The 13,141-nt window shown below is 61.0% G+C and carries 16 protein-coding genes; 15 read left to right on the top strand and 1 reads right to left on the bottom strand.

Going from position 1 to position 13,141, the window contains the following annotated elements:
* Nucleotides 1-43 precede the first annotated feature (43 nt).
* The 3 genes from JFN90_RS07675 to JFN90_RS07665 are packed head-to-tail and all read left to right on the top strand — an operon-like array spanning nucleotide 44 to nucleotide 1,754.
* Nucleotides 44-922: an ABC transporter substrate-binding protein gene (locus tag JFN90_RS07675; RefSeq protein WP_328755411.1), complete on the top strand. Its 879-nt coding sequence runs from the start codon at nucleotides 44-46 to the stop codon at nucleotides 920-922.
* Nucleotides 923-938: 16 nt separating this feature from the next.
* Complete coding sequence (locus tag JFN90_RS07670; RefSeq protein WP_199394524.1) at nucleotides 939-1,325, top strand: response regulator transcription factor; 387 nt, start codon at nucleotides 939-941, stop codon at nucleotides 1,323-1,325.
* A 39-nt stretch (nucleotides 1,326-1,364) separates the two neighbouring features.
* On the top strand, nucleotides 1,365-1,754 hold the full coding sequence (locus tag JFN90_RS07665) for a hypothetical protein (RefSeq protein WP_199394523.1): 390 nt from the start codon (nucleotides 1,365-1,367) through the stop codon (nucleotides 1,752-1,754).
* On the opposite strand, the gene JFN90_RS07660 is transcribed toward JFN90_RS07665, so the two are convergent.
* Complete coding sequence (locus JFN90_RS07660; protein WP_199394522.1) at nucleotides 1,751-2,215, bottom strand: metallophosphoesterase family protein; 465 nt, start codon at nucleotides 2,213-2,215, stop codon at nucleotides 1,751-1,753. The genes JFN90_RS07665 and JFN90_RS07660 overlap by 4 nt on opposite strands.
* A gap of 393 nt (nucleotides 2,216-2,608) precedes the next feature.
* On the opposite strand from JFN90_RS07660, the gene sppA reads away from it, so the two are divergent.
* The 12 genes from sppA to JFN90_RS07600 all read left to right on the top strand — a co-directional run bounded on the left by sppA (nucleotide 2,609) and on the right by JFN90_RS07600 (nucleotide 13,138).
* On the top strand, nucleotides 2,609-3,490 hold the full coding sequence (gene sppA / locus JFN90_RS07655) for a signal peptide peptidase SppA (RefSeq protein ID WP_199394521.1): 882 nt from the start codon (nucleotides 2,609-2,611) through the stop codon (nucleotides 3,488-3,490).
* Nucleotides 3,491-3,637: 147 nt separating this feature from the next.
* Nucleotides 3,638-4,174, top strand: a complete 537-nt coding sequence (locus JFN90_RS07650) for a DUF177 domain-containing protein (protein WP_199394520.1) — start codon at nucleotides 3,638-3,640, stop codon at nucleotides 4,172-4,174.
* 13 nt (nucleotides 4,175-4,187) lie between these two features.
* Nucleotides 4,188-4,370: a 50S ribosomal protein L32 gene (gene rpmF, locus JFN90_RS07645; protein ID WP_199394519.1), complete on the top strand. Its 183-nt coding sequence runs from the start codon at nucleotides 4,188-4,190 to the stop codon at nucleotides 4,368-4,370.
* Between the two features lie 53 nt (nucleotides 4,371-4,423).
* The gene (plsX, locus tag JFN90_RS07640; RefSeq protein WP_199394518.1) at nucleotides 4,424-5,476 is read left to right on the top strand and encodes a phosphate acyltransferase PlsX; all 1,053 of its coding nucleotides are present in this window, start codon (nucleotides 4,424-4,426) and stop codon (nucleotides 5,474-5,476) included.
* Nucleotides 5,473-6,453 (top strand): beta-ketoacyl-ACP synthase III, encoded by a 981-nt coding sequence (locus tag JFN90_RS07635; protein WP_199394517.1) that lies wholly within the window; start codon nucleotides 5,473-5,475, stop codon nucleotides 6,451-6,453. Before plsX ends, JFN90_RS07635 begins: the two co-directional genes overlap by 4 nt.
* Before the next feature lie 172 nt (nucleotides 6,454-6,625).
* Nucleotides 6,626-7,558 (top strand): ACP S-malonyltransferase, encoded by a 933-nt coding sequence (gene fabD / locus JFN90_RS07630; protein WP_199394516.1) that lies wholly within the window; start codon nucleotides 6,626-6,628, stop codon nucleotides 7,556-7,558.
* Nucleotides 7,558-8,298, top strand: a complete 741-nt coding sequence (fabG, locus tag JFN90_RS07625; protein WP_199394515.1) for a 3-oxoacyl-[acyl-carrier-protein] reductase — start codon at nucleotides 7,558-7,560, stop codon at nucleotides 8,296-8,298. The genes fabD and fabG overlap by 1 nt, the downstream gene beginning before the upstream one ends.
* Nucleotides 8,299-8,435: 137 nt before the next feature.
* The gene (gene acpP, locus JFN90_RS07620) at nucleotides 8,436-8,669 is read left to right on the top strand and encodes an acyl carrier protein (RefSeq protein ID WP_012531540.1); all 234 of its coding nucleotides are present in this window, start codon (nucleotides 8,436-8,438) and stop codon (nucleotides 8,667-8,669) included.
* An 84-nt stretch (nucleotides 8,670-8,753) separates the two neighbouring features.
* A complete protein-coding gene (gene fabF, locus JFN90_RS07615; protein WP_199394514.1) occupies nucleotides 8,754-9,986 on the top strand; it encodes a beta-ketoacyl-ACP synthase II in 1,233 nt (410 codons plus the stop codon).
* Nucleotides 9,987-9,988: 2 nt separating this feature from the next.
* Entirely contained in the window at nucleotides 9,989-10,435 is a 447-nt protein-coding gene (gene rpiB / locus JFN90_RS07610; RefSeq protein ID WP_199394513.1) for a ribose 5-phosphate isomerase B, read from the top strand.
* Between the two features lie 133 nt (nucleotides 10,436-10,568).
* Entirely contained in the window at nucleotides 10,569-11,816 is a 1,248-nt protein-coding gene (gene glyA / locus JFN90_RS07605; RefSeq protein WP_199394512.1) for a serine hydroxymethyltransferase, read from the top strand.
* A 437-nt stretch (nucleotides 11,817-12,253) separates the two neighbouring features.
* On the top strand, nucleotides 12,254-13,138 hold the full coding sequence (locus tag JFN90_RS07600; protein WP_199394511.1) for a radical SAM protein: 885 nt from the start codon (nucleotides 12,254-12,256) through the stop codon (nucleotides 13,136-13,138).
* Nucleotides 13,139-13,141 lie beyond the last annotated feature (3 nt).

Here is a 13,141-nt window from a genome sequence, read left to right as displayed (position 1 = left end):
CGCGGTGATCCCCGCGGCGGACTCCCGCGCGGCCGGAAAGCTGGTGGCGGCGTTGCTGACCTGCGACCTGCCGCGCTACCGGGATGCCCACAAGGCGTTCGTAAAGGCGCTGGTACAGAAGGGATACGATCAGAGTAACGTAGAGGTGATCACCCAGACCCCCAACCCGGACCTCATCTCCTGGTCCAACAGCGTCAGAAAGTTCAACGCCATTGGTGCGGACGTTATTGTCACCTACGGCACCTCCGCCACTTTGGCTGCCCTGCGCGAGGTGCAGGACATCCCCGTCGTTTTCGCCGATGTCTACGGTCCGGTGGAGACCGGGGTTGCCAGGAACATGGCCTCCAGCGGGCGCAACAGTGCCGGGGTAAGCTCCAAGGTTCCCCTGGTCACGCTGATCAAGACCGCCACGGAAGTCAAGCCGATCAGGACCCTGGGCATCATCAGCGCCAACCGGGAAGAAGGGGCCTTGGTGCAGCTTAAGGAGGCGCGCAAGATCGCCGCCCAATCGGGGATCGTGCTGGTGGAAACCAACGTCGGCTCGGTTGGTGCGCTGGATGGAGCCTTGGCCACCCTCTATGCCACAAGGGTCGACTGCGTCTATGTTACGGAATGCACCGCCGGGAGCCGTTCCTTCGAAAAAATCGTGCACCGCTGCAACGAACTGAAGATCCCCGTGATATCGCAAATGCCGGGAGCCGCCCACAAGGGGGCCCTGATTTCACTGGAGGCGGACCCTGTCGAGCAGGGGCAGCTGGCTGCCGAATACGTGGCACGCATCCTGAGTGGCAAGAAAGCGTCGCAACTGCCGGTGGTCACGCCGAGGCGTGTGGATCTCATCGTCAACCTGAAAGCGGCGCGGATGCTTGACCTGAATGTCCCTTTCCCGGTGCTCAGCGCTGCGACCCGGGTGCTTAAATAGATACAAAGAGGTATGGATGGGAAAAATTCTGATCGTTGATGACGACGCGGCATTCGTAGGGGCGCTGAGGGACAAGATCCACGCGCTCTATCCGCTGTTGGACGTCATAACCTGTACCGAACCGCTGTTGGCCCTGACCATACTGAAGCAGGGCAAGGTCGACCTCTTGCTGGTGGACCTGGAGATGCCCACCCTGGACGGGTCCAAGATTTTCAGCTATGCCGTTTCCGTCGGTATGGACAAGAACCGGATCGTGATCCTTTCCGGGCGGGACTCCGACTACCTGCACGAGCAGTTTCCCATGGGGACCTGCCTGGCGGTTCTCAACAAGTACGAGGCGAAGCAGAAGGCGGTGCTGGACATGATCTTCAGCTCGATGCAGAGAAAGGCCGCGGGGAGTTAATATCGGGGGCTCGCCCCTGTTTTCAGGAGTTATACAAGCATGGCAAAACAGATGAGACTTACCTGTTACGGACGCAGCAAGAGTAAGCCTGAGTGGGAGGGGATCCTTTCCGGATTCACCTTTGATATCTTCTTCGCGGAACTGGCCCAGGAACTGGAGCGCTTCGGCATCACCTTGGAACTGGGGGAGGACCCCGGGCAGGTGATAGAGGTGAACGGCTACGGCGACCTCTTGAACTCGATTCGCATCGCTTCGCCGTCGGACGGGATCAGCAACATCTGCATCGGACATGTCATCGGACAGAGCCCGCGCCTTGATCTTCAGGAAGACATCCGGCGTGCGGTGAACCGCATCGCCTTCGCGCCGGAGACCGTCGCTCCGGATGACGAGAACCGCAAGGTCTGCCACAACTGTGGCTGCGGCTGCTAGAGAGGGAAGATCTCGGCCCTTGCCGTGGCTCCCTCGACGGTGACGATGGCGTAGCTCCCGGGTAGTCCCTCCTTCAGGGCTCCCGGGTTCACCAGCAGCATCCCGTCCGCCGAGTGGACGTCGGCGAGGTGGGTGTGGCCGTAGAGGACCACCGACGCTCCCAGTTGCATCCCCCGCCCGATCAGTTGAGACAGTCCGCTCTTCACGTGCTGGCGGTAACCGTGGGTCAGCAGGAACCGGCACTCCCCAAGTTCCAGCGTGAGCTCCGCCGGCACATGCCGGTCCAGATCGCAGTTGCCGGCCACCCGGTGCACCGGCACTTCCAGTACTTCCTCCAGCATGCGGGCATCATCGCAGCCATCCCCAAGATGAACGATGTGATCCACCGGTCCGGCTAATTCGTGCGCCTTGAAGGCGTGGGCGTAATTGCCGTGGCTGTCTGAGATAACCAGTACTCTCATAATTCCTCTTCTCGTATCTGTTTCACACGCTGTACACTCAGCCGGGCTCAAACGCGCTGGATATTTGCTTTTGCGCCACGGCCTGCATAGTGTAGAGTTGTTGGCGGCGCGCGCAATGCCTTTAACGCCTACTGTTCAGATATAGGACAGAGTCCCGGTAAAAGACAAGCAAAATAAGCCGTAAACGTTTGATCCTGTAGGGGCGAATAATTATTCGCCCATTGTATGGTTCCGTGGTGGTTGAGTAGTTGTAGAGGCAAATAATTATTCGCCCAGATCAGTTGCAGCAGTCAATGTCGATGGAGAGCGATGCCGAGGTGGCAGACGCGGTAAAGGCGGGCGAATGATTATTCGCCCCTACAGTTGGCTGGACATGGAAGAGACGGAGGAGTCATGAAGAAAGTGCTACTGTGGACCGCCGCCTTCAGCGTGGGGATCTTGCTCCTTTTCGCAGCCTGCGTCGCCGTGGTCACCTCCCTGATTGGAGACCGTGACACCCTCGCCGGAGGGGACGGGATCGGTATCGTCGAATTGAAGGGTGTCATTGTCGACGGGCAGGAGATCATCCGCCAGCTGCGGTCTATGAAGAAGGACGAGCACGCGAAGGCCGTGGTGTTGCGGGTCGATTCCCCGGGCGGCGTGGTGGGCCCCTCGCAGGAGATCTACGCGGCGGTGAAGGATCTGGCCAAGGTGAAGAAGGTGGTGGTCTCCATGGGGAGCGTCGCGGCTTCCGGCGGCTACTACGTCTCGGCCCCGGCGAGCCTCATCTACGCCAACCCCGGCACCATCACCGGCAGCATCGGGGTGCTGATGAAGTTCTCCAACCTGGAAGGGCTGATGGAGAAGGTCGGCATGAAGGCCTTCACCATCAAGACCGGCAAGTTCAAGGATACCGGTTCCCCCTCGCGCACCATGACCGACGAGGAAAAGGCGATGCTGCAGGGGGTGATCGACTCCACCCACGGCCAGTTCGTCAAGGCGGTGGCGCAGGGGAGGAGGCTCCCGGAAGAGCAGGTGCGCAGCATCGCAGACGGCAGGATCTTCTCCGGCGAACAGGCGCTGGCCCTGAAGCTCGTGGACCGGATCGGGACCATGCAGGACGCCATCGATGAGGCCGCGCGGCTGGGGGGCATCAAGGGTGAGCCGCGGCTGATCCGTGTGCCCAAGAAGAAGGGGCGCGCCCTGGACTACCTGGTGGAAACTGCGGCCCAGCGCATGGGCGTCCTCTCCGACTCAGAGAGCGGTGTCAGTGTCGACTACCGGCTTGGTTGGTAGAGTTTTGAGCGCGCAGAGAGTGCCTTTTATGCGGCTCTGTCAGTGGCTGAACGCCTGCCTGTGGCCCCTCCGCTCTCTTTAGATTTACCTTGACAAAAAAACCGCCATCTATATACTGGGAAACTTTGAAAAAGGGGAGATCTTCCTTTGAAGATAGAGATAGAGAAGGTCAAAAAGAAGCAGCTCGACCTCTCGGAATCGGAGCCTGCATCACACTTTTCTACCTTGGTAGAGATGGAAAAAGCGGGCGAGTGTGTCTTTACGGCGCCAGTCAACGCGCAGGTTACGGCGATCTGGGAGTACGACCACGTGAGGGCCACCGGCAAGGTGGAGAGCGCGGTGCGTCTCACCTGCTCACGCTGCCTGGCCGAGTACGATGCCGCGATCTCCTCGGACTTCACCATCTTCTACACCGAAAGCAAAGGTGAGGATCTGGACGAGGAAGTCGAGCTTTCCGACGAGGAGCTCATTTCGGCCACCTACAGCGGCGACGAGATCGACATGGATTTCGAAATCGCCGAACAGGTTATGCTGGAAGTACCTTATAAACCGTTATGCAGCGAGACGTGCCGCGGCCTTTGCCCCGTGTGCGGAGCTGACCTGAACGCCGGAGAATGCGGCTGCGATCGCGGCGGGATAAATCTGAAAATGGCCGCTTTGAAGAAGATCAAGATAGAAAAGTAAAAAGGAGAACATCATGGCTGTACCTAAGAAGAAAACCTCCAAGTCGCGCAAGAACATGAGGCGTGCACACGATTTCCTCACCGCTCCGACCGTTTCGTCCTGCCCGCAGTGCAAGGCCCCGAAGCTGCCGCATTGCGTCTGCCCGTCCTGCGGTACCTACAAGGGACGTCAGGTGCTGAAGGCTGAAGAGCTCTAGGATTTCGTTTCACCTAAGCCGTGACTGTTCGGAATCCGCTCCCTAGGGGAAATATGAGAGTTGCTGTCGATGTAATGGGGGGCGACAACGCCCCTCATGTTGAAGTAGAAGGTGCGGTAGCTGCCGCCAGAGAATTCGGTATCCCGGTTACTCTGGTCGGCGACGTTGAAAAGGTGCAGGCCGAGCTGGCCCGCCACGATTGCAAGGGGCTGGACATCGAACTCTGGCATGCCTCCGAAGTCGTGGGCATGCACGACTCCGCCTCCGATGCGGTGCGCAAGAAGAAGGATTCCTCGATCCGCGTCGCCTTCGAGTTGGTCAAGGGTGGCGAGGCCGTGGCCGTAGTAAGCGCGGGGAACTCGGGCGCCACCATGGCGGCCGGCATGTTCGTGCTGAAAAGGATGAAGGGGATCGATCGCGCCGCAATCGCCCAACTCTTTCCCACCGTTACCGGTAAGACCCTCGTTCTCGATGTCGGCGGCAACGTCGACTGCAAGCCCATCCACTTGGTCCAGTTCGCCGTCATGGGCGAGGTGTACGCCAAGTTCGTCATGGGCGTCGACAAGCCCAGGGTTGGCCTACTCTCCAACGGGGAGGAGGACAGCAAGGGGAACGAGCTCACCCGCGAAACCAGCACCCTCCTGCGTGACAAGCCCATCAACTACATTGGTTACGTGGAAGGCCGCGACATCTTCAATGGCTCGGTCGACGTCGTCGTTTGCGACGGCTTCGTGGGCAACGTCGCGTTGAAGCTGTCCGAGGGGCTCGCTGATGCTGTGGGCAAGATGCTCAAAGCCGAGATCAAGCGCAGCTTTCTGTGCCAGATCGGCTACCTCTTAAGCCGCAAGGCGTTCAAAAATTTCAAGAAGACTGTAGATTATGCCGAGTACGGCGGTGCGCCTCTGCTTGGGATCAACGGCGTGGGGATGATCTGCCACGGCGGCTCGAACCCCAAGGCCATCAAGAACGCGATCCGCTTTGCCCATGAATACGCACTCAAAGGGGTCAATGGCCGCATGGCCGAAAAGCTCAACGAGAGCTTCCCCGGTGAGACTCGCGAGCGTACCGGCCAGAACCCGGACGCCACAGAAAGGGTTGCTTCATGATTAGACCGAGAATCACCGGTACCGGTTCCGCCGTGCCGGAGAAAGTGCTGACCAATTTCGACCTTGAAAAGATGATGGACACCACCAACGAGTGGATCGTCACCAGGACAGGTATCCGCGAACGCCGCATCGCCGCCGAGGGAGAGTACACCTCGACCTTCGCCATCGCCGCCGCCGAACGGGCGCTGGCAGCCGCCGGAGTGAAGGCGGAGGAAATAGATCTCATCGTGGTGGGCACGCTCACCCCTGACTTCCCGTTCCCCGCCACCGCCTGCATCGTGCAGCAGGCCCTCAAGGCCACCAACGCCTTCTGCTTCGACCTTTCCGCTGCCTGCTCCGGTTTCATCTACGCCCTGTCCACCGCGCAGAAGTTCATCCTGTCCGGTCAGGTGAAGAAGGCCCTGGTGATCGGTGCCGAGGTGCTGTCCCGCATCGTCGACTGGAATGACCGCAACACCTGCCTGCTCTTTGGCGACGGTGCCGGCGCCGTCGTGCTCGAGGCGCAGGAAGGCGACAGCGGCATCCTCTCCACCCACATGCACAGCGACGGCAACTACTGGGAGATCCTGTACCAGAAAGGCGCCGGCAGCCGCAACCCTGCGACCCACCAGAACGTGGACGACGGTCTGGTCTTCCTGACCATGCAGGGCAACGAGGTGTTCAAGCTGGCCGTGCGCTCCATGGGCGAAGTGGCCATGGAAGCACTCGAGGCCAACGGGCTTACCCCCGACGACGTCAACCTGTTCATACCGCACCAAGCCAACCAGAGGATCGTTGACTCCGTCGGCAAGCGTCTCGGCATCACCGGCGAGCGCGTCTTCGTCAACCTGGACCGCTACGGCAACACCTCGGCGGCGTCGATCCCGATCGCGCTGGACGAGGCGGTGCGTGCCGGCCGTCTCAAGGAAGGCGACCTGCTGCTGCTCGACGCCTTCGGCGGCGGTCTCACCTGGGGCTCCGCGCTGGTGCGCTGGTAAAAAGTCCCCTCTCCCGCCGGGAGAGGGTGCCCGAAGGGCGGGTGAGGGAATTGCCCTGGACTGAGTAGTTGCAGCTGCGGACGCCCTCACCCTGACCCTCTCCCTGAGGGAGAGGGGAGGTGGACGTAGCTGGCAAAGATCACGCCCAACAGCAAAAGAAAAGAGGTTACCTATGCAATCCTATGCATTCATCTTCCCGGGGCAGGGTTCCCAGTACGCCGGGATGGGGAAGGATCTGGCGGATAACTTCAAGACCGCCAAGGTCGCCTTCGAGGAGGCCGACGACGCGCTCGGCTTCTCCCTTTCGAAGCTCTGTTTCGAGGGGCCCGAGGAGGATCTGAAACTCACCGCGAACACCCAGCCGGCCATCCTGGCCGCCAGTGTCGCGGCATTCAGGGTGCTCAAAGAGGAGTCCCCGCTTGTGCCCTCCTTCGTGGCCGGCCACTCGCTGGGCGAGTACTCGGCCCTGGTTGCCGCCGGCGCGCTCAACTTCGCCGATGCGCTCAGGACCGTTCGTGCCCGTGGCAGCTACATGCAGGACGCCGTTCCGGTCGGGGTAGGGGCCATGGCCGCCATCCTCGGCGCCGAGGCGGACGTACTCAAGGACATCTGCGCCGAGGCGGCGCAGGGTGAGGTTGTCTCCCCGGCCAACTTCAACTCCCCCGGCCAGATCGTGGTCGCCGGCCATACCGCCGCGGTGAACCGCGCCATCGAAATCGCCAAGGCGAGAGGCTTCAGGAAGGCGATGCTCCTTCCGGTTTCCGCACCCTTCCATTGCGCCCTGATGAAGCCCGCCGCCGACCGTCTGGCGCAGACGCTCGAGGCCGTGCAGGTGAACGCGATGACCGCTCCGGTGGTCAGCAACGTCGAGGCCAAGCCGAACTCAGACGCGGCCCGCGTCAAGCCGCTTCTCGTGGAGCAGGTCTGCGCGCCGGTCCTGTGGGAGCAGATCATCCAGAACATCGTCGCCGCCGGCGTCACCAACTTCATCGAGATCGGACCGGGCAAGGTGCTCGCCGGCCTGGTGAAGAGGATCGACAAGGAAGCGGCCTGCGTTAGCGTGCAGGATGCCGCAGGCGTAAAAGCAATCACGGAGGTGGCGTAATGAGCCTGAACGGACAGGTAGCAGTCGTCACCGGTGCCTCCCGCGGCATCGGCCGGGCCATCGCCCTCAAACTCGCCGCACAGGGCGCCGCCGTGGTGGTTACCGCCACCAGTGTGCAGGGTGCCGCCAAGACCGCCGACGAGATCGTCGCCGCGGGTGGCAAGGCCCTCGCAGTCAAGGTGGACGTCTCGGTGGTCGCCGAGGTGGAGAGCCTCTTCAAGCAGTCCGTGGAGGCCTTCGGCAAGGTCGACATCCTGGTCAACAACGCCGGCATCACCAAGGACGGCCTTCTGCTGCGCATGAAGGAAGAGGACTGGGACGCGGTGCTCGACGTGAACCTCAAGGGCTGCTTCAACTGCACCCGCGAGGCCGCCAAGCTCATGTCCAAGGCACGCTTCGGCAGGATCGTCAACGTATCCTCCGTGGTGGGCGAGATGGGTAACCCGGGCCAGGCCAACTACTGCGCTTCCAAGGCGGGCATGATCGGCCTCACCAAGTCGGTGGCCAGGGAACTCGCCAAAAGAAACGTCACCGTCAACGCGGTCACCCCGGGCTTCATCGAAACCGACATGACCTCTGAACTCTCTGAGAAGACCAAGGAGTCGCTCCAGGAGCAGATTCCCATGGGCCGATTGGGGAGCGCGGATGACATAGCGGGGGCGGTTCTGTTCCTCGTTTCGGACGCTGCAGCATACGTTACCGGGCATGTTCTCTCGGTCAACGGCGGCATGTACATGTGAGTTGACTAACGGCGTTCTTTTTACTTTCAGCGCCAAAAATACCTTTTGCAAATTCTACTTTTCATGCTATGAAATAGCAGTCTTGGGCACAACAAATCAAATAACGTCTGACGTTACAATCAAATGGAGGTAATTGAATGGCTTCGATCGAGAAACGCATTAAAGAGATAGTCGCTGAGCAGCTTGGTGTTGACGAGGCTCAGGTGACCAACGAGTCCTCCTTCATGGACGACCTCGGCGCTGACTCCCTGGATACCGTAGAACTGGTGATGGCCCTTGAAGAGGAATTCGAAATCGAGATCTCCGACGAGGACGCCGAGAAGATCCAGTCGGTTCAGGACGCGATCGACTACATCACTGATCACACCTAGTAGAGAGGGGGGAGTTATGCTTCCCCTTTTTCATGCCGCCTCCGGGCGGCCATGAGTCAACAGTACCTAAGGAGAGTTCAGAGTATGAGAAGAGTTGTTGTCACGGGGGTAGGCGTGGTCTCCCCGCTGGGGACCGGTAACGGCAAGAACTGGGACGCGCTGGTGGCCGGTACATCCGGCATCGCTCCCATCACCCGTTTCGATGCCTCCGACCTGCCGGTGAGGATCGCTGGCGAGGTCAAGGACTTCGTCGCCGAGGATTTCATCGACAAGAAAGAGATCAAGAAGATGGATCTCTTCATCCAGTACGCGCTGGCCGCGGCTCACTACGCCATGGAGGACTCCGGGCTGCAGATCACCGAGGAGAACGCCGAGCGCGTTGGCGTCCTGGTGGGCGCCGGCCTGGGCGGGCTTCCCGCCATCGAGCGTTACCACACCGCGCTGCTGGAGGGAGGGTACAAGAAGGTCTCCCCGTTCTTCATCCCGATGCTGATCATCAACCTGGCTCCGGGACACATCTCCATCAAGTACGGCGCTAAAGGTCCCAACGTTTCCTCCGTCTCCGCCTGCGCCACCGGCACCCACTCCATCGGGGACGCCTACCACATGATCCAGCGCGGCGACGCCGACGCCATGATCGCAGGCGGCACCGAATCCACCGTGACCCCGCTGGGGATCGGCGGCTTCTCCGTGATGAAGGCGCTTTCCACCAACAACGAGAATCCGGCCGGCGCTTCCCGTCCCTTCGACAAGGGCAGGGATGGCTTCGTCCTCTCCGAGGGTGCCGGCATCGTGGTGCTCGAGGAGTACGAGGCGGCCAAGGCGCGCGGCGCCAAGATCTACGGTGAGGTCGTGGGCTACGGACTTTCCGGTGACGCTTACCACCTGACCTCTCCCGCCCCGGGCGGCGAGGGTGCGGCGCGCTGCATGAAGATGGCGCTGCGCACCGCCGGCATCAACCCGGAGCAGGTCGACTACATCAATGCCCACGGCACCTCGACTCCCTTCGGGGACGTCGGCGAGACCACGGCGATCAAGACCGTGTTTGGCGACCATGCCACCAAGCTGATGGTTTCCTCCACCAAGTCGATGACCGGCCATCTGCTCGGCGCAGCCGGCGGCGTTGAGGCCGTTTTCTGCCTGATGGCGATGCAGAACTCGGTGGTGCCTCCGACCATCAACTACACCGATCCGGATCCCGAGTGCGATCTCGACTACGTGCCCAACACGGCGCGTGAGGCGAAGCTCGACTACGCCATGAGCAACTCGTTCGGCTTCGGCGGCACCAACGCGTCGCTGCTCTTCAAGAGGGTCTAGGCATGATAGTCCTTGGTAGCGATCACGGTGGGCTCGAGCTGAAGAACGAGATCAAGAAACTGCTCGAGGAGCGCGGCCTTCCCTGCGAGGATCTCGGCACCCACAACGGCGATTCCGTCGACTACCCGGATTTCGGGATAGCGGTCTCTCGTCGTGTTTCCGCGGGGAGCGCCGAGAAGGGGATCCTGGTCTGTGGCACCGGTATCGGCATGTCCATCGTGGCCAACAAGTTCCCCGGCATCCGCGCGGCTCTTGCCACCGACGTCTTCATGGCGACCATGGCCAAGGAGCACAACAACGCAAACATCCTGGTGTTGGGCGGGCGCGTGTTGGAGACCGAGAAGGCGCGCGAGATGGTGGCGGCCTGGCTCGATACCGAGTTCGCCGCAGGCAGGCACCAGAAGCGGCTGGACAAGATCGCCGAAGTGGAGCGCGAGCTCAAGGGATGATGCACTACCCAAAAGCGAGCGGATCATCAGCACAGCGGCACTGGTAAGACACACGATTCTAAAGCACAGAACGGGACTCCCAGAGTCCCGTTTTCTCATTTCCACAGCACTTTTTCACTTAGGAGAGTCAGACATGTCAGTACTGGAAACATTCGACCCGGCAGTGGCGGAAGTCATCAGGCTCGAGACTGAGCGCCAGGAGTACAACCTCGAACTGATCGCATCGGAGAACTTCGTCTCCGCAGCGGTGCTCGAGGCGCAGGGATCGGTCCTTACCAACAAGTACGCCGAAGGGTACCCCGGCAAGCGTTACTACGGTGGCTGCCACGAGGTGGACAAGGTCGAGAACCTGGCCATCGAGCGCGCCAAGGAACTGTTCGGCGCCGACCATGTCAACGTCCAGCCGCACTCCGGTTCCCAGGCCAACATGGCGGTCTACTTCTCCGTGCTGAAGCCGGGCGACACCGTCCTGGGCATGAACCTCGCCCACGGCGGCCACCTGACCCACGGCTCCCCGGTCAACTTCTCCGGCAAGCTCTTCAACATCGTTCCCTACGGCGTCTCCAAAGAGACCCAAACCATCGACTACGAGGAGTGCGAGCGCCTCGCCGTCGAGCACAAGCCGAAGATGATCGTGGTGGGCGCCTCCGCGTACCCGCGCATCATTGACTTCGAGGCCTTCCGTCGCATCGCCGACAAGGTAGGCGCGGTGGTCATGGTGGACATGGCCCACATCGCCGGCCTTGTTGCCGCCGGCCTGCACCCGAGCCCGGTTCCCTACGCCGAGTTCGTGACCACCACCACCCATAAGACCCTGCGCGGACCGCGCGGCGGCATGATCATGTGCCGCGAGGACTGGGCCAAGACCCTGAACTCCAACATCTTCCCGGGCATCCAGGGCGGCCCGCTCATGCACGTCATCGCCGCCAAGGCGGTCGCCTTCAAAGAGGCGCTGACCCCGGAGTTCAAGCAGTACCAGCAGCAGATCGTGAACAATGCCCAGGCGCTCGCCGCCGGCCTCACCAGCCGCGGCTTCAAGCTCACCTCCGGCGGCACCGACAACCACCTGATGCTGGTCGACCTTTCCCAGACCGAGCTGACCGGCAAGGTAGCCGAGGAGGCACTCGACCGCGCCGGCATCACCGTGAACAAGAACGGCATCCCCTTCGACACCCGCTCGCCGTTCATCACCTCCGGCATCCGCATCGGCACCCCGGCGGCCACCAGCCACGGCCTGAAAGAGGCCGAGATGGAGCAGGTCGCGGGCTTCATCGCCGAGGTCCTGGGCAACGTGGGTGACGAGGCGAAACTCGCCTCCGTCAAGACCCAGGTGAACGCGCTGATGAAGCGCTTCCCGCTGTACGCCGACCGCCTCAAGTAAATAGCTACCGTTATTGCAGTAAAGAAAAAGGGGACGATTTTATCGTCCCCTTTTTAGCAAGGTTTTTAAAATTGAGGCTGAACCCGGAGTGTACGACGCTTCAAGCACCGCACGAGAACTCACGTCCTCCCCTTTGCGAAGGGGAGGCAGAGGGGATTTGCTTTTGCGGTAGACCACGCAGTCGCCATCAGGTGACTTAAGTTCTGGATGAGATGTTGCTGGTGTGTAGCTAAGATCAAATCCCCCTTGTCCCCCCCCTTCGCAAAGTGGGGAACTCTGTACCACGTGCGCTGCCTGGCGGTCAACATTCCACACTGTCCCAAATTGCCAGGTGAACGTTTGCAAAGGATCACAGCGGGATTTGATCTTTGCCCCTTTCTCAGGTACAGTACCCGCCTATTCTGCTCCTGTACCGTCAGTCTTAGGGGATTCACCGCATGTTCTTCCGTTACCACGAGCCGCTCTTTCGCCCCCCTTCCGAGGCCGGCAGCCTCATTTTCCAGATCACCATCGGCTGCTCGCAGAACCGATGCAAATTCTGCGGCATGTACAAGATGAAGCAGTTCCGGGTCCGGTCGCTGGACGAGGTCTTGGCTGAGGTCAGATCCATCCCGCCGCACTACCGGCCGGGTGTGCGGCGCGTATTCCTCGCTGACGGCGATGCCCTGATTTATCCCCAGGAGGGGCTGGAGCGCATACTGGATGAACTGAGCGAGGTCTTTCCCTCCCTCACCCGGGTGGGAGCCTACGCCTCGCCCAACAGCCTCAACCTCAAAAGCGGGCAGGACCTCGCCGCCCTGCGCGCCAGGAAGCTCCGCATCCTGTACTACGGGCTGGAAAGCGGGGACGCGGCAACCCTGCGGCTGATCGACAAGGGATTCGATCCGGAGCAGATGCTGGAGCAGTGCCGGAAAGCAATGGCCGCCGGCATGAAGCTCTCCATCACCGCCATCCTCGGGCTTGCTGGTAGAGCACGCAGTGCCGAGCACGCCGCCGCCACCGCGAAGTGGATCACCGCGCTCTCGCCGGAATATTTCTCCCTGCTTACCATGTTTCAGCGCCACAACGACGATTTCCTGAAGCTGATCGAACCGCTGAGCCACGGGGAAATCCTGCTGGAGACCCGGGAGTTGCTGCAGCGGTTGGCCCCCCAGGGCACCATCCTGCGCTCCAACCATGTCTCCAATTTCCTAAGTCTGGCTGGCAGCTATCCCAAGGACCGGCAGCGCCTTATCGATACCGTGGAAGCCGCCCTTATTGAAGCAAAAAGGGACCCCCGCTGGTACGCGGAGATCCCTTCTTATCAAGAGGAGTATTACTAGGTA

Origin of the sequence: Geomonas propionica (assembly GCF_016458235.1) — a bacterium.
GTDB classification, from domain to species: domain Bacteria; phylum Desulfobacterota; class Desulfuromonadia; order Geobacterales; family Geobacteraceae; genus Geomonas; species Geomonas propionica.
Note: the sequence above shows the minus strand (reverse complement) of the source record. Positions and strands in the feature narration are given on the sequence as shown.